The following is a 15,029-nucleotide window of genomic DNA, read 5'->3' on the forward strand; positions in this document are numbered from 1 at the left end:
GGCACCGGACAGTATTGCGACGGCTCTCGATCAGATGGCCCGTAAATCGGATGCTGCCGAGATGTTGCCAAAACCCGAAAACGGGCCTTCTCGGGCGCTTAAACAAGAAGGCCCGGTTCCCCTTATTTTCACGGGAACCGGGCAATTGTGACCCCAGCGGGATTCGAACCCGCGTTACCGCCGTGAGAGGGCGATTCTTGCCGCCTTCATGCCAAAAGTAAAAATTCAAATGCCTGATCATTGGCGTCTTCATGATCATAGAGATTCGGCTTGGTCCACGTTGTTCTCAAAAGAGTGTTGCCAAAATTTTGCCATTTTGGCTGTGCGCCCATTTCGCGCCCATTTTTCAACCTTGCTCTGCGACCCGCAGTGAGCGCTCACACCGGATCGTCTCCGCGGCCATCGATGACGGTCGACGCCGACGGGTCGGCCAGGCCGGCCGCGAACACCCAGTGCCCGCCGGCGACCAGCTTCTCGTTGAACGCGTCGATCGCGGCCGCCTCCTCCACGGTGCCGGACTCGCTTCGGTCGTCGATGACATTGATCAAGTACTGCATAGTGTCGGCCCTCTCGCTCAGGCGTACACGGGGCGGCCGCCCACGCGGTAGGTGAGCGCAACGATACCGGTGCCGAACACCACCGAATCCTCCAAGTGCAGTCCGAAGTCCAAGCCGTTCTGCGGGAAGAGCCGCTCGCCCTGCCCGACGATCACCGGGAACTGGACGAGGTTCAACTCATCCACAAGTTCGTTCTCGAGGAGCCAGCGGGCGAGCGCCGCACTCCCGACCACGAGGAGCTCACCAGTCGGCTGGGCCGTGAGCTCGCGAATCTCGGCGGCGACGTCACCCGAGATCACCGTCGTGTGCTCCCAGGCCGGATTGGTCAGGGTGTTCGAGACCACGTACTTCGGCTTCGAGCTGATCGCCTCCCCGAACCCACCATCGTTGCTTCGGGTGCCCCAGTACGTCTCGAACAGGCCGAATGTCCTTCGGCCAAGCAAGAACGCATCCGGGCGCCGCCAGGTATCGAGGATGTATTGCGCGGCATCCGTATCACCGAACGCACGCGCCCAGCCGCCGCGAGTGAATCCGGGGTCCATCTCCTCGTTGTTCCCGCCGTTCGCCTGAGCGACGCCATCCAGGGTGACTTGCAGGCTGATGGTGAGTTTCATGGTGCTACTCCCTTCGCGCCACCCCTGGTGGGCGGCCTCACTACTGCAACGAATGCGTCCGATCCAATTCGACAGTTCTGCTTGGAATTCTCCGGAAGTACCAATCTTGATGGGAAGCGTCGGCTCCGCCTCGATCCAGGTGAATGTACTCGAAAAACTCGAGGGGAGCGCGCCGAAGCTGTATCAGAAGGGAACGGCTTGCGGGACTCTCGAACTCTGAACGGCCCATTGGGGTTCCGAGAAGGGGATCAACTTCTGTGCACGACCGGGGCTGCTTAGGGTGGAGGGATGAACGCAACGTGCGACACCTGTGAATCGGCATTGAGACATACCGCCGGACCTCCACCGCACAACGTTGACGTTCTCGGCACGACCGCTGAATTAGCGGATCGGGTTGCCGAGGGTCGCATGCGGTACCTCCGGGGAGATGTCCCGTTGGCAGACATGATCGACCTTGCTCGATCCGAATTGAGGTACACGATAGTGAGCTTCTTGGATTGCGCTGACTGCGGTCAAGTCAAATTCTGGGGACTTTGTATCCGCGGAGCTCCGATCTACAAGACGGTCGATGCCGGGGCTCCCGCGGCCTGGAAGTGGGAACCTGTTCCGTCTCGTGAGACATGGGCTCGCCAGGCATAGACCGCTCGCGAAAGTCAGGTCGCGAAATCGGATGTTGCCGAACCCGAAAACGAGCACTCTGGGGCGCTTAAACAAGAACGCCCGGTTCCCTTTATTTTCAAGGGAACCGGGCAATTGTGACCCCAGCGGGATTCGAACCCGCGTTACCGCCGTGAGAGGGCGATGTCCTAGGCCGCTAAACGATGGGGCCGTTTTTGCAACTTACCGAGTATGCCACACGGATCGGGTCCGCTCCAAACCGAGCGGACGACACGGCACGTCCTCGGCTTGCATCACGCAGTCATCTGGGTATTAGCTCGGTCCAGACACCCGAGAGAACGGACCCGACATGAAACTGACCAAGCTCGAGCACGCGGCCCTGATCGTCGAGGTAGCGGGACGCAAACTCTTCATCGATCCGGGTTCGTACACGACGGCATTGACTGACACGGCGAGGGCGGATGCCATCGTCATCACCCACGAGCATCCCGACCACTGGACTCCCGAACAACTCGACCGCATCATCGCCCTCAGCCCCGACGTGCGGATCTTAGGTCCGGCCGGGGTTGCCGCCGCAGCACAGGGCTACCCCGTCGAGGTCGTCCATGAGGGCGACACCGTCACGGTCGGCGAGTTCACCCTGCGCTTCTTCGGAAGCACGCACGCCGTCATCCACTCGTCGATCCCCGTGATCGACAACGTCGGCGTCCTCGTCAACGACCGGCTGTATTACGCCGGCGACGCCTTCACGGTCCCGGCAGGGGTGGCTGTCGACACGCTCGCCGTTCCGGCCGGCGCACCCTGGTTGAAGATCAGTGAAGTGATCGACTATGTGCTCGCCGTGAAGCCGCGCCGCACCTTTCCGACCCACGAAATGCTGCTGTCGAGGGCGGGCAAGGACCTCTCCAATCTGCGCATCGCCGCAGCGACCGAACAGGCCGGCGGCGAGTTCTTCGTCCTCGAACCGAACGAGTCCCTCGACCTCTGAACCGGGCAGTCCGGCATCCGCCGGTGCGGCACCCGAAATGCGCGTCGTACGCTGGGATGACTGGGATGTAAACGTCGGCTGGTTCCCAGTCCTCTCCCAGCGAGCGCCGTGAATGTGCAACTACTGTGAATTTATTGTCTGCGCACCGTTATCGCCAGCATCCGCTGGCCGGTACGGCTTCCGCGGGTCGAGCGAAGCGCTCCAGTCACCCAACGAAGGAAAGCCCGCATGAGTGTTCCCGTTTTGTCCGCGCAGGTCATCGGCAAGTCCTATGGCAGCGGAGCCAACCGCTTTGATGCGCTCAAAGGCGTCTCCCTCGACATCCAGGCCGGCGAGTCCGTAGCCATCGTCGGAAAGAGCGGCTCGGGAAAGTCGACGCTCATGCACCTTCTCGCGCTCCTCGACGATCCGGACTCCGGCGTCCTCCTCGTCGAAGGCACCGACGCCAAGAAGCTCAAGGCGAAGGAACTCAACCGGCTGCGCAACCAGGACTTCGGTTTCGTGTTCCAGCAGTTCTTCCTCACCGCGAACGCGACCGTGCTCGAGAACGTCGTCCTCCCCCTCACGATCGCCGGCGTCGGGGCCAAGGAACGCAAAGCCCGCGGCATGGCTGCACTCGAACAGCTCGAACTGGCCGACAAGGCCAAGAACAAGGCGAAGAACCTCTCCGGCGGGCAGAAGCAGCGCGCGGTGATCGCGCGCGCCCTCGTAAACAACCCCAAGGTCATCTTCGCCGACGAGCCGACCGGAAACCTCGACTCCGCCACCGGAACGGTCGTGGAAGACATCCTCTTCAAGCTCAACAAGGAGAACGGCATCACGCTCATCATCGTGACCCACGACACGGAGCTCGCCGCCCGCTGCGACCGCCAGATCTTCATCCGCGACGGCCTCGAAGAGACAGCCGACTCGCCAACCGGAACCCACAAGAGAGGCGGAGCCCACTCGTGAAGTTCCTCGACATCGTCCGCTCCGCCATCCAGAACAGCTTCCGCAACAAGCTCCGCACCGGCCTCACCGTCATCGCCATCTTCATCGGAGCCTTCACGCTCACGATCACGAGCGGCATCGGCACCGGAGTGACCGCATACATCAACGGTCAGGTCTCGGCGATCGGTGCCGCCGACGTGCTCACCATCACCAAGGCAGCGGATGCGACGGCCACGGCCAGCGACGGACCGGCCGCCTACGACCCAAGCAAGTCCACGACCGTGAGCCTCGGCAACGGATCTCGCCCCGGCTCGACCATCCAGGCCCTGACCGCGGCCGACCTCGCGAAGATCAAGGCGACCGCCGGCATCCTGAGCGTCGACCCCGCCGTGCGGGTCTCGCCGGACTACGTCGAATATGCCGACAACGGAAAGTTCGAGCTCACGGTCAGCCAGACCGGCACCATCACGACGGCAGACCTCGCCGCTGGAACGCAACTCGACAACAGCAGTTCGAGCGACCAGCTCCTCCTGCCGACGACGTACCTGAAGAACCTCGGCTACGCGAACGCCCAGGCCGCCGTCGGCACGCCGGTCAGCATCGGCATCACCGACTACACCGGAACCCAGCAGACCGTCACGGCCACCGTCGTCGGCGTGCAGAACGAGACGCTGCTCGGCAGCGGTGCCGCCCTCAACCGGAGCCTCGTCGCCCACCTGCACACCGTCGCGATCACCGGAGAGCCGGCCGGAGTTTCCGCAGGCTATGCCACCGCCGTCGCGCACTTCGACGCCTCGGCGACGAAGGCTGAGATCTCCACGATCAAGGCCGACCTCAGCGCACAAGGATATTCGTCCCAGACCGTCGCAGACACGATCGGCGCCTTCGAGACCGTGATCAACGTCATCATCGGCGTGCTCAACGCCTTCGCCGTGATCGCCCTGATCGCCGCCGGGTTCGGCATCGTCAACACCCTGCTGATGAGCGTGCAGGAACGCACCCGCGAGATCGGACTGATGAAGGCCATGGGCATGAACGGCGGCCGGGTCTATGCCCTGTTCAGCATGGAGGCGGTCTTCATCGGCTTCCTCGGCAGCGCGCTCGGCGTCGTCGCCGCGATCGGTGTCGGCTCGCTCATCAGCAATCTCCTCGCGAACGGGATCTTCTCTGCACTGCCCGGCCTCCAGGTCGTGCAGTTCGCACCGGCTTCGATCGCCATCATCGTCGGCGTGGTGATGCTCATCGCGTTCCTCGCCGGTACCCTTCCGGCCAGGGCCGCCGCACGACAGAATCCCATCGACGCCCTTCGGTATGAGTAACGGGGCGGGGACCACGCACACCGCCCCCTCCGACGCCGGGCAGGACGACGGGCTGCGCGCTCGCAAGCGCGCAGCCACCCAGGCCGCGCTCGAAGCGGCCGCCATCGGCCAGGCCAGCGAACATGGCTACCACCACGTCACCGTCGAGATGATCTGCGAGGCCGCCCAGGTCTCTCCACGCACCTTCTTCAACTACTTTTCGACGAAGGATGCCGCCTTCCTCGGGGCATCCGCGCCCATCCCGACCGAGGAAGCCGTGGAGACGTTCGTCGCGGGCGCCGGCGGATCGGTGCTCGCCGAACTCGTCCTGATGATCGAGTCCGCGATCGACGCGAGCGAGCCCGACCGGGAGCTTCTCCGGGCCAGGCGCACGCTCATCGAGAACACACCAGAACTCTTCACGAGTGAGATCACCCGCCTTGCCGAACTCGAGGACCGGCTTGCGGAGATCGTGCTCCTTCGTTTCGCCACCCGCGGGCGCACGGCGGCGACCACGCCGGACATCCTCGACGAAGCGCACATGGTCGTCGGGCTGGCGGTCAGCGTTCTCCGGTTCGCGATGCGCAAGGCCTCGGAATCCGACGACTCTGCCGATCCCCGCGCCATCCTGCGTCACGCCATCGGCCTCGTCGAACGCATTACCGGGGTCAATCCGTTCACGACGGATGCCCGCGAACCGCGGAGCGACTAGCCCACCTGCTGAGATCCCTGTGTATCCACACACTGCGGTTGCAAAACGTGAGGAATTGTCTACTTTGGTTCAGTAGGGACCTGACGCCGTACTCGCGAGTACGGCCGGAACCCCGGAACTGAATCGCTGCACACCTTCGACGAGTCAGCTCAATGGCGCCGCTGACCAGCACAATCGAGCACAAGGAACCCGATCCCTATGCCCCCAGAATCGACAGTGTCCGCTGACCCCGGCTACGCGTTGGACTGGGGCGCCATCGCGAGTGCGGTTGTGCACGACGCGGGGGTCGTGGTTTCCTATTTTCCCCTGGCCATTGCGGGAACCATCGTCTGGGGGCTCTGGCTGTACCGGTTCATCCTGTCGCATCGGGCCCCAGCGATCGTCACAGACTTCCGAACGTCGACCTCCGTGATCGTGCCCTCGTTCCATGAGGACCCCGAGATCCTGTTGAGTTGCCTCGATACCTGGCGGGCCCAGAACCCCAACGAGATCCTGATCGTGCTCGACGTCGCGGATGTCGACACCTACGAACGCATCGTCCGGATCGGCGATCCACGCGTCAGACCGATCCTCTTCCATCATGTGGGCAAGAGGTCGGCGCTCGGGGCGGGGATCCGGGAGGCGAGGCACACCCTCCTCGTTCTCACGGACTCGGACACGTGGTGGGAACCGGACCTGCTCAGAAACGTACAGATGCCCTTCGAGGACCCCCTGGTCGGAGCGGTCGGTACCCGCCAGAACGTGTACCAGAGCGGCACGAGTGTCTGGCGACGGATCGCAGACTGGCTGGTCGACCTGCGTTACCTCGACTACGTGCCCGCCATGGGGCGGGCAGGGGCCGTGCCCTGCGTTTCCGGGCGGACGGCGGTGTATCGGCGGGCGGCGGTCCTGCCCGTGCTCGACCACCTCGAGAACGAGTTCTTCCTGGGCCGACGCTGCATCTCCGGAGACGACGGCCGCCTGACGTGGCTCGTGCTCGCCTCCGGCTACAAAACCGTGCACCAGGCATCCGCACGCGCCCTGTCGATGTTCCCGACCGGCTTCCGGGCCTTCGTCAAGCAACGCGTGCGCTGGAGCCGCAACTCCTACCGGTGCTACCTCACCGCCATGGCCAGGGGCTGGCTCTGGCGGGTACCGTTCATCACAAAGGTGACCGTGCTCCAGATCCTGCTCACCCCGCTCACGATGGGCATCACCCTGTTCTACCTGGTCTTCAGTCGCCTCGAGTTGAGCGTCGTCGGGTTCGCAGCAGCCATCGGCTGGCTGCTTCTCGGCCGCGGCATCCGTGGAATCTCACACCTGCGCCGACACCCGAAGGACCTGCTGCTCCTGCCGTTGCTCGCCCTCGCCGTCATCATCGTCGCCCTCCCGATCAAGACGTATGCCCTCGTCACCATGAACCGGCAGGGCTGGCTCACCCGCCACAACGACACCATCGGCGGTGACGGCCAGGACGCGCGCACCCTCACCCCAGCGGCGGTGGCCCCGTGACACGGACCAGGGTCGCGCCGGTCCGGGTCCCCCGCACCCGGGTGCCGAGAGTGCAAGCGACCGTGAGCAGGCACCACAAGTCCGGGCGTCCTCCCGGCGCACGTATCGTGCTGCTGGGCACGCTCGCGGGCATCCTCGCCGGGGTACTCGCGGCAGCCCTCATCCTTATTGCAACGGGAGTGTTCCACTCCCCCACAAGCGCTTTCGGGCGGGCCGAGATCGCGCGCAACGGAAATGTCCAGGGCGTGCTCTATCCCGGCGACCCGACCCGCGAGACGACCCTGGTGAACACGGAGAAGGCCAGGCTCAGCTATATCCGCAGCGTCTCGGCATCCACCCAGTGGCGTGTCGCCGGGCTCCAGGGCCCCTATCGACTCACGACGGGCAGTTCCGTGACCCTCGTCCTGCCGGCCCGTGCGCAGCCCTACCTCGTGTCCGACCTGCTCACCGTCGCCCCGACGACCTTCGTACGGCAAGCGGACGGCGGCTACCTGCTCTCCGAGAACATCGTCGTCCTGACCGGCGCAACCCTGTCGCTGACCGCCACGGATGGACTCACACTGCGGCTCCGCAGCGACCCGAGCACGTTCGTGTCCGTGATCGGACTCGGCGGCTCCGTCCTCATCAACGGCACGGCGACGGCGCCCGTGGCCATCGAAAGCTGGAACACCCGGACCGGGGCGGTCGACACCGATACGTCCGACGGTCGCGCCTATCTCCGGATGATCGACGGCACGGTCTCGGTCTGGCACGCCCGCATTGCGAACCTCGGCTTCTGGAGCGGGGAAACGGGCGGGCTGGCACTCTCCGGGACGGATGCCAGCGGGACGGACACGTCCGGAGCCGACGGCTCGGTCACGGCGGATGCTTCCGGCACGGCCGGCGCCCCCGGCACGGCCGCCGCCGGCCCGCTGGCCGGCGCCCCCCTCGCCGGCGCCCCCGTGCTCCCCCCGCAACTCCTGCGTGCGCCCGCCGGATCCGCCGCCGCGAACGGGCCCTCCGCGGCGACTCTGTCGGCCGGGTTCCAGGACGTCACGATCGACGGCAACGCCTTCGGTCTTTTCGTCACTCACGCCGCGGGTGTCACCATCACCGACACCCGGATCATGAACAGCCTCGTCGATGGCCTCGTCTTCCACCGGTTCGTGTCCGACACGACGGTAACCCGGACGAGCGCCGTCAACAGCGGCGTCGACGGATTCACGGTGGCCAGGTCGAGCTGGGGGATCATGTTCGACCAGATCACGGCGACGGAGAACGGGCGCAACGGCGTGTCGATCGACGGCCGTTCGCTGGCCGACGGTCCGAGCGCCATCGGCACTGGTGTGGAATCCTTCGGTTCGAGTACAGTGACCCGCAGCACCGTCGAAGACAACCGGAGGTACGGCATCGAACTCAGCGGAGGTCAGGCTCTTGGGGTGTACTCGAGCCTCATCGCGCGCAACGACATGGGCATCGTGCTCGATGACGGGGCGTCGGGCGTCGTCGTGGCCGGCAATACCCTGAAGGACCAGGCCCGCCAGTCGATCGCGATCCGGGACCGGGTGACCGACACGAGTGTGCGCAACAACGCGATCAGCGGCAGCCAGACCGGCGTGTACGTCCGAAACGCCGGTGCCAGTGTCACCGACAACACCATCCGGGCCGTCTCCAACCACGCCGTGAGCCTCGTGGGGGACGCCACGTCTGTGCGGGTCGTCAGCAACGCGCTTTCGGGCTCCGGCGCCGTTCCGGTGTGGGACGAGACCTCGTCCGGAGCAGTCGTCGCGGGCAACAACCTCTCCGGCTGGCAGCGCGCGACGACGGCCCTCACGCTGGCCCGGTCCCTGTTCCAGCCGCTCACCGTGATCTGGCTGTTGCTCGCGCTGTTGCTCCTCGTGACGGCACTCACCCGCAGCGGTCCCCAGTTCGGCGCGATCCGGCATCCGTACGCCGAGCGTGTGCCGCTCACATCGCTCTCACGCGGCATCGTCTCGCGCGAGTCCGTCGGCGGCGCCCCCTGATGCCCGATTCCGGAGACCGGGCGGATGCCCCGGCGCGCCGCCGGACGCCGTCGCGCCTTCAGTGGGTGCTCACCGCCGGCGTCCTCGGAGTTGCGGTCGTCAGCGTCGCCATCATGGTCATCGTCGCCATCACGGGCCAGACCCAGAACCTCACGCAACCCACGACGCCCCCGTCCACCTCGCCGGCTTCTCCTGCACCCGAGACCGTGGCCGGCTGCCCGCCGTTCACGGTGACAGTGACGACCGCGCGCGAGCTCCAGGCGGCCCTCGACGCCGTCAATCCCGGAAGCGTGATCGGCCTGGCCCCCGGCGTCTATCAGGGCACCTTCACTCTCCGCACCGGTGGCACCGCCGATGCGCCGGTCGCGCTCTGCGGCACGGCCGGAAGCATCCTCGACGGCGGCGGTGTACAGGGCGGCTACGTGCTGCACCTCGATCGCGTCGCCTACGTGCACCTGATCGGGTTCGCCGTGCGCAACGGCCAGAAAGGCGTCATGGCGGACCAAACCCGGAACGCCCTCATCCAGGGCCTCCAGGTGTCCCAGATCGGCGACGAGGCGGTACACCTGCGCAACAACAGCACCGACAACCGCGTCGCAGACAACCAGATCAGTGACACCGGGCTCCGCCGGCCGAAATTCGGCGAGGGTATCTACGTCGGAACGGCCGAGAGCAACTGGTGCGACGTGAGCGGCTGCGAGCCGGACCGCAGCGACCGGAACACGATCATCGGCAACCGGATCTCGGCGACGACCGCGGAAAGTGTGGACATCAAGGAGGGCACGAGCAACGGATTCCTCCAGCAGAACAGCTTCGATGGTTCGGGCATCACGAGCGCCGATTCGTGGGTCGATGTCAAGGGCAATGGCTGGATCATCGACGGCAACACCGGCGTCAACTCACCGATGGACGGATTCCAGACCCATCAGATCCTCGACGGCTGGGGCATTGGCAACATCTTCCGCAACAACCAGGCCACGGTGAACGGCCCCGGCTACGGGTTCGCCCTCAAGCCGGCCAATGACAACGTGGTCGAGTGCAGCAACACCTCCGCCGATGCCGGCGAGGGATCCTCGAATGTTCGCTGCGCTGCCGGCTGACCCTCGGGAAAACCAAATATTCATTTGAGATTTCCTCAGGAACGTGTATCGTCGGGTGAACTAACGTTCCAAGTTTCCGGCAGCATTCTTGCCGTAATCTGCAGGCTGCTGTTGATCCCCGCCCCGCCTCTGCCATCGTGCACGCGACCGGTTCGGCTCCTGTCTTATTACAGGGTGCTGCCGAAGTCACTTGCCATATTCTGTCGATCCATCCATGCGGTCATACCGTCATGCCGTCGACGACGTTCTGTGGTGCCCTCTCCACTCCGACAGGGAGTTGTCGGCCTCGTGGTCCACCCGAGGTTCGACCGGTCAGGCAGTCTTCCTGTTTCACTCCACAGGAAGCAGTTGATTTCGTGCTCCACTCATTCGCTCGTCCGTTGCGTTCACTCCCCCTCTCCCCCATCGACCGGCGGCTCTCCTCGCGCCGCGTGGCCGCCACCGCCCTCCTGACCGGCGCCGTCGCGCTCGCGGGGGTCGTCCTCGCCCCCGTAACGGCGCACGCCGCGACGGTGACGAATGTGTCGACATCCGCTCAGCTGAAGACCGCGCTCGGCGCCGCAAAGCCCGGCGACACCATTCACCTCGCGGACGGCACCTACTCCGGCAAGTTCGAGGCCTCGGCCGTCGGAACCGGGACGGCGCCGATCACCCTCACCGGCTCGCGGGCCTCCGTGCTCACGACCGGGTCGACCGGTTCCGGTTATGCCCTGCACGTCACGGGAGGGCACTGGAATCTCACGGGATTCCGGGTCGACAAGGCGGCCAAGGGCATCGTGCTCGACGATTCCGACTACACGGTCATCTCGAGCGTCGACGTCGGACACATCGGCCAGGAGGGGGTGCACGTGCGCCACAGCAGCACGAACGTGGTTCTGAAGAACTCCTACGTGCACGACACCGGCCTCACCTCGGCGAGCTACGGCGAAGGCGTCTACGTCGGCAGTGCGAACAGTAACTGGAGTTCCGTCATGGGTTCCTCGTCCTCCCCGGACAAGTCGGACAATGTGCTGATCCAGAACAACCGCATCGAGGACAACGCTGCCGAGGGCATCGACATCAAGGAAGGCACGACCGGCGGGCGCATCACCGGCAACACCTTCCGCCACTCCGGCTACTCCGGCGACAACTCGGCCGACTCCTGGGTCGACGTGAAGGGCAATGGGTATTCGGTCTCGGGCAACTCCGGGTCCTCAACCCTCGAGGACGCGTTCCAGGTGCACTCCGTGCTCTCCGGTTGGGGCGGCAGGAACGATTTCGCCGCCAACACAGTCACCGGCGGCGTCCCCGGCTACGAGGTCAACAACGCTTCGAAGACCGCGGGCAACGTGGTGCACTGCAAGACCTCAGGTGCCGGCAGCGGTCTCACAAACAAGGACTGCCAGTAGGACTCACATTGGCGGTGCGGTCAGGGCATTTTCTCCGAGCGCCTTGACCGCACGCCGCAAGTGCCGCATGATGACCTGACAGGGCCAGCCGTCCTGCCGAGAGAGCGGACGAATCCCATGAGCGACACTGGAGCGTTTCACATTGTGGTGGGCGTAGACGGATCCGACCCGTCACTGACGGCCCTCGACTGGGCGATCGTCGAGGCGAAGCTGCGCGGCGCCGACCTGACCATCGTCACGACCTGGTCCTATCCGATCATGGCCGGAACTCCCGGAGACATCGTTCCCGAAGACTCCTTCAAGGAGGTCTGCGAGCGCATCCAGGCGGATGCCCTCACAACCGCCGCCGATTCCGGCCTCACCGCGACCGGGCGAATCGTGCGCGGCGGCGCCGTCACGGTGCTCCTCGAGGCGGCACAGACCGCCGACCTCCTCATCGTCGGTTCACGTGGCTACGGTGGCTTCACGGGACTCCTCGTCGGATCGGTCTCCAATCAGCTCGTCCACCACGCCGCATGCCCCGTTCTCATCGTCAGGTCGAAGCGCGCCCCCCAGCGCGAGCGATGACGACAGCATCCCGGCTTCGGTGACTATCGACTCGGCCGGCAGAGCAGCACGATGAGGATGATCACGCCGACGATCGGGAACAACAGGAACCAGAGCCATTTCCAGGAGAGGCCCGAATCCCGCAGGCGTCGGGCCGCGACCGCGAGGAACGGCAGCACGATGACGGCGATCCAGAGCGCGGAGAACAATCCGAAAGCCGAGGTCGGATTCATCGCCGAGTCCAGGGCGTTGAGCGCGAAGTCGACGATTGTCACGAAGAGGACCCACCACCAGTACTCCGAGCGACTGGCGACTCCGGTGAACTGACCGTACTTGCTGAACACGGTCGAGATCGATTCGCCGAACGTCATGGTGGTTCCTGACTCAGAAGAGGGATGCCGGTGGTACCGGACGTCCTTTCATCCTCCCAGATTCCGGCATGCGGGTCGTGAGGTGGCGCATCTTGACGATGCTCACGATCACGGCGACGGCGGATCCCGCGACCGCCAGGAACAGGGCGTTGTTGGCTCCCTGCGCTTCGAGGGCAGGCGAAACGGATGAGGCACCCACCAGCACCAGGGCGATGCTCACGGCGCTGGCGCCCATCGACTGGGCAAGGGTCCGGTTCACGTTCATCACCCCCGCCATCGCACTCGCGTGCCGGATGGGAGTCGCCGCCATCATGTCCCGGTTGTTCGGCGGCTGGAAGATGGCGAAGCCGAGCCCGGTCAGGCCGGTGCTCGCGAGCACGAGCCAGAGCGGCGGCTGGCCGCCGAGGAAGGACAGGGCGAGCAGTCCGACAGTGAAGACCGTCAGGCCGATCACGGGGAGGGCCCCACCGGGGTATTTATCGGCAAGTCGACCGGAAAGCGGCGACACGATGATGATGATGAGCGGCCAGGGCGTGAACAGCAGGGCGGATTGGAGCGGGCTCGCGTGATAGGCGCTCTGAAAGAGGAACGGCAGAGCCACGAAGGCGGCACCCTGGCCGAAGAACGACCAGAAGGCAGTGAGGACTGCGAGTGTGACACGCCCGTTGAACAGGCTCGGCGGCAGAACGGGCCGGGCAGCCCGCCGTTCGATCAGTACGAATACCGTGGCCAGGAGTCCGCACCCGATCAGGAGGGTCCCGGCGATCCAAAGCGTCGACGTGTCGGTGAGCTGATGGATGCCCAGCAGGAAGCACGCGATCGCGGCTGCCGCAGCGAGGGCCCCCGCAAGGTCATAGCCGCCGCGGGTGGGATGCCGGCTCGGGAGGAACACGATCCCGAGCACGGTCGACACAGCCCCGATCGGCAGGTTGATCAGGAACAGCCATGGCCAGTCGAGTTGAGCGAGGATGAGGCCGCCGAGGGTGGGGCCTGCACAGATGCCGAGGGCCACGACCATGGCGTTCATGCCCAGCACGAATCCCAGGCGCTCCGGCGGGAAGATGCGGCGGTAGATCGGGATCGCGACGGCGAAGAGCATCGCGGCGGCAACGCCTTGAAGCACCCGTCCGGCCACGAGCGCACCGAAGGTCGGCGAGAGGGCGCACGCCAGCGACGCGACCGTGAACGCCGGGGTGCCGATCAGGAACATCCTCTTGCGCCCGATCTGGTCGGCCAGGCCCGTCATCGCAGGTATGGAACAGGACACCGCGAGCAGGAACGCAGTCGCGACCCAGACGGCATCCGCCGGAGTCACGGCGAGGTCGTGCGCCAGCTGGGGAAGCGCGACGTTGACGATCGAGGTGTCGATGTTCGTCATCAGCATCGACATCAGCACGGCGATCATGGCCACGTTGCGCCGCACCGGGGACATCACGATCGTGTCGTCCAGGTTGGCCGATACCGGGACGGAAAGTGCAGACGACGTCACGGAAGATGTCCAATGGTTGATGTGGATCAACTATTACTCTATCGCGCACTCCCTCATCGACCGCACAACCCGTCCCGCGTACGGAGTCAGGAGCGGGTCGCGACCTCGTCCCGCGAAAGCTCGTCTCGGGCGAAAGCGGGGTCGTCGTCGAAGGACTTGATTCGGGCGACCTGGTAGATGATCACGGCGTAGACGGCCTTGGCGAGGATGTCGGCGACGGAATAGCCGACCTGTTTGAAGACCCAGGCATCCGCTCCCGAGATATTGAGCAGCGGCAGCAGGTATGCGATCGGGTAGACGCCCCAGCTGAGCAGGAGCAGGAACCGCAGCTGGCTCAGGATCCTGCGAACACCGGTCGGCTGCTGGTCGAGCGACTTGCTCAGTTGGACGAAGAGCACGAAGAGGATGTAGGCGAACGGGATGGTTGACAGCAGGCCGAACAGCCCGCGCAGGCCATTGTCGCCGCTGATCTCCCCCGGATAGCCCAGGATGATCATGAGCGCAGCGGCGGGAACGAGCCTCCGCAGCAGCGCCGACTGGACCGACCGGGCGAGCGCGAGTACCGCGACGAGTTCGACGAGGAGCAACGGAACGGTGAGGAGCCAGTCGACGTAGCGGTAGCCCTCGTTGAACCCGGCGCCGACGGCCTGGGAGTAGTCGCCCGTTCCGCCGACGGCATCGGTCACGAACGCCGCCTTGAACGAGTCGAAGATGCGGAAGTAGTGGTAGGCGGCGATGCCGCAGACCACGATGGCCACCGTGATGGCCTGCCGGTAGCGCGGCAGGATGCGAGGCAGGGCGATCACGAGGAAGACGGCGGTGAAGAGCTGCGACGCGATGACGAGCGACAGGAAGTTGTAGACGGTCTCGTACTGTCCGTGCGAGAGGATATCTGGAATCATGGCGTGCTCCGTAGAAGGTCAG

At 65.2% G+C, this 15,029-nt stretch carries 14 protein-coding genes and 2 tRNA genes; 9 read left to right on the forward strand and 7 right to left on the reverse strand.

Annotation, left to right across the window (positions count from 1 at the left end; genetic code table 11):
* Positions 1-148 precede the first annotated feature (148 nt).
* The 4 genes from E3O44_RS19115 to E3O44_RS03365 form a co-directional block, all read right to left on the reverse strand.
* Positions 149-213, reverse strand: a tRNA-Ser gene (locus E3O44_RS19115).
* Between the two features lie 164 nt (positions 214-377).
* Positions 378-557 carry a YciI family protein gene (locus E3O44_RS03355; protein ID WP_134532441.1) on the reverse strand — a complete coding sequence of 60 codons (180 nt, stop codon included), beginning with the start codon at positions 555-557 and terminating at the stop codon, positions 378-380.
* A gap of 17 nt (positions 558-574) precedes the next feature.
* On the reverse strand, positions 575-1,171 hold the full coding sequence (locus E3O44_RS03360) for a dihydrofolate reductase family protein (RefSeq protein ID WP_134532443.1): 597 nt from the start codon (positions 1,169-1,171) through the stop codon (positions 575-577).
* A gap of 756 nt (positions 1,172-1,927) precedes the next feature.
* A tRNA-Glu gene (locus E3O44_RS03365) sits at positions 1,928-2,000 on the reverse strand.
* Positions 2,001-2,138: 138 nt separating this feature from the next.
* Between E3O44_RS03365 and E3O44_RS03370 the strand changes: the two genes are divergently transcribed.
* The 9 genes from E3O44_RS03370 (at position 2,139) to E3O44_RS03410 (ending at position 12,266) form a co-directional block, all read left to right on the forward strand.
* On the forward strand, positions 2,139-2,777 hold the full coding sequence (locus tag E3O44_RS03370; protein WP_134532445.1) for an MBL fold metallo-hydrolase: 639 nt from the start codon (positions 2,139-2,141) through the stop codon (positions 2,775-2,777).
* A 228-nt stretch (positions 2,778-3,005) separates the two neighbouring features.
* Entirely contained in the window at positions 3,006-3,728 is a 723-nt protein-coding gene (locus tag E3O44_RS03375; protein ID WP_134532447.1) for an ABC transporter ATP-binding protein, read from the forward strand.
* Positions 3,725-5,026, forward strand: coding sequence for an ABC transporter permease (locus tag E3O44_RS03380; RefSeq protein WP_134532449.1), 1,302 nt, complete (start codon positions 3,725-3,727; stop codon positions 5,024-5,026). The genes E3O44_RS03375 and E3O44_RS03380 overlap by 4 nt, the downstream gene beginning before the upstream one ends.
* Positions 5,019-5,717 carry a TetR/AcrR family transcriptional regulator gene (locus E3O44_RS03385; protein ID WP_134532451.1) on the forward strand — a complete coding sequence of 233 codons (699 nt, stop codon included), beginning with the start codon at positions 5,019-5,021 and terminating at the stop codon, positions 5,715-5,717. The genes E3O44_RS03380 and E3O44_RS03385 overlap by 8 nt, the downstream gene beginning before the upstream one ends.
* 198 nt (positions 5,718-5,915) lie before the next feature.
* Positions 5,916-7,208, forward strand: coding sequence for a glycosyltransferase (locus E3O44_RS03390; protein ID WP_134532453.1), 1,293 nt, complete (start codon positions 5,916-5,918; stop codon positions 7,206-7,208).
* Between the two features lie 62 nt (positions 7,209-7,270).
* The gene (locus E3O44_RS03395; RefSeq protein ID WP_134532455.1) at positions 7,271-9,211 is read left to right on the forward strand and encodes a right-handed parallel beta-helix repeat-containing protein; all 1,941 of its coding nucleotides are present in this window, start codon (positions 7,271-7,273) and stop codon (positions 9,209-9,211) included.
* Positions 9,211-10,311, forward strand: a complete 1,101-nt coding sequence (locus E3O44_RS03400) for a right-handed parallel beta-helix repeat-containing protein (RefSeq protein ID WP_134532457.1) — start codon at positions 9,211-9,213, stop codon at positions 10,309-10,311. The genes E3O44_RS03395 and E3O44_RS03400 overlap by 1 nt, the downstream gene beginning before the upstream one ends.
* Positions 10,312-10,691: 380 nt before the next feature.
* A complete protein-coding gene (locus E3O44_RS03405) occupies positions 10,692-11,699 on the forward strand; it encodes a NosD domain-containing protein (protein ID WP_166792521.1) in 1,008 nt (335 codons plus the stop codon).
* A 117-nt stretch (positions 11,700-11,816) separates the two neighbouring features.
* Complete coding sequence (locus E3O44_RS03410; RefSeq protein ID WP_134532461.1) at positions 11,817-12,266, forward strand: universal stress protein; 450 nt, start codon at positions 11,817-11,819, stop codon at positions 12,264-12,266.
* Between the two features lie 23 nt (positions 12,267-12,289).
* Here E3O44_RS03410 and E3O44_RS03415 read toward each other — a convergent pair whose 3' ends face one another.
* The 3 genes from E3O44_RS03415 to E3O44_RS03425 form a co-directional block, all read right to left on the reverse strand.
* Entirely contained in the window at positions 12,290-12,616 is a 327-nt protein-coding gene (locus tag E3O44_RS03415; RefSeq protein ID WP_134532463.1) for a DUF805 domain-containing protein, read from the reverse strand.
* A 13-nt stretch (positions 12,617-12,629) separates the two neighbouring features.
* Positions 12,630-14,105: an MFS transporter gene (locus E3O44_RS03420; RefSeq protein ID WP_134532465.1), complete on the reverse strand. Its 1,476-nt coding sequence runs from the start codon at positions 14,103-14,105 to the stop codon at positions 12,630-12,632.
* Positions 14,106-14,191: 86 nt separating this feature from the next.
* On the reverse strand, positions 14,192-15,007 hold the full coding sequence (locus E3O44_RS03425) for a bacteriorhodopsin (protein WP_134532467.1): 816 nt from the start codon (positions 15,005-15,007) through the stop codon (positions 14,192-14,194).
* Between the last annotated feature and the right edge of the window lie 22 nt (positions 15,008-15,029).

It is taken from the genome of Cryobacterium algoricola (genome assembly GCF_004402485.1).
Lineage (GTDB): Bacteria > Actinomycetota > Actinomycetes > Actinomycetales > Microbacteriaceae > Cryobacterium > Cryobacterium algoricola.

Coding starts and splice junctions, on each gene's coding strand:
- E3O44_RS03370 (WP_134532445.1), top strand. CDS start 2,139: ATGAAACTGACCAAGCTCGAGCACGCGGCCCTGATCGTCGAGGTAGCG.
- E3O44_RS03400 (WP_134532457.1), top strand. CDS start 9,211: ATGCCCGATTCCGGAGACCGGGCGGATGCCCCGGCGCGCCGCCGGACG.
- E3O44_RS03410 (WP_134532461.1), top strand. CDS start 11,817: ATGAGCGACACTGGAGCGTTTCACATTGTGGTGGGCGTAGACGGATCC.
- E3O44_RS03355 (WP_134532441.1), bottom strand. CDS start 557: ATGCAGTACTTGATCAATGTCATCGACGACCGAAGCGAGTCCGGCACC.
- E3O44_RS03425 (WP_134532467.1), bottom strand. CDS start 15,007: ATGATTCCAGATATCCTCTCGCACGGACAGTACGAGACCGTCTACAAC.
- E3O44_RS03415 (WP_134532463.1), bottom strand. CDS start 12,616: ATGACGTTCGGCGAATCGATCTCGACCGTGTTCAGCAAGTACGGTCAG.
- E3O44_RS03390 (WP_134532453.1), top strand. CDS start 5,916: ATGCCCCCAGAATCGACAGTGTCCGCTGACCCCGGCTACGCGTTGGAC.
- E3O44_RS03385 (WP_134532451.1), top strand. CDS start 5,019: ATGAGTAACGGGGCGGGGACCACGCACACCGCCCCCTCCGACGCCGGG.
- E3O44_RS03375 (WP_134532447.1), top strand. CDS start 3,006: ATGAGTGTTCCCGTTTTGTCCGCGCAGGTCATCGGCAAGTCCTATGGC.
- E3O44_RS03360 (WP_134532443.1), bottom strand. CDS start 1,171: ATGAAACTCACCATCAGCCTGCAAGTCACCCTGGATGGCGTCGCTCAG.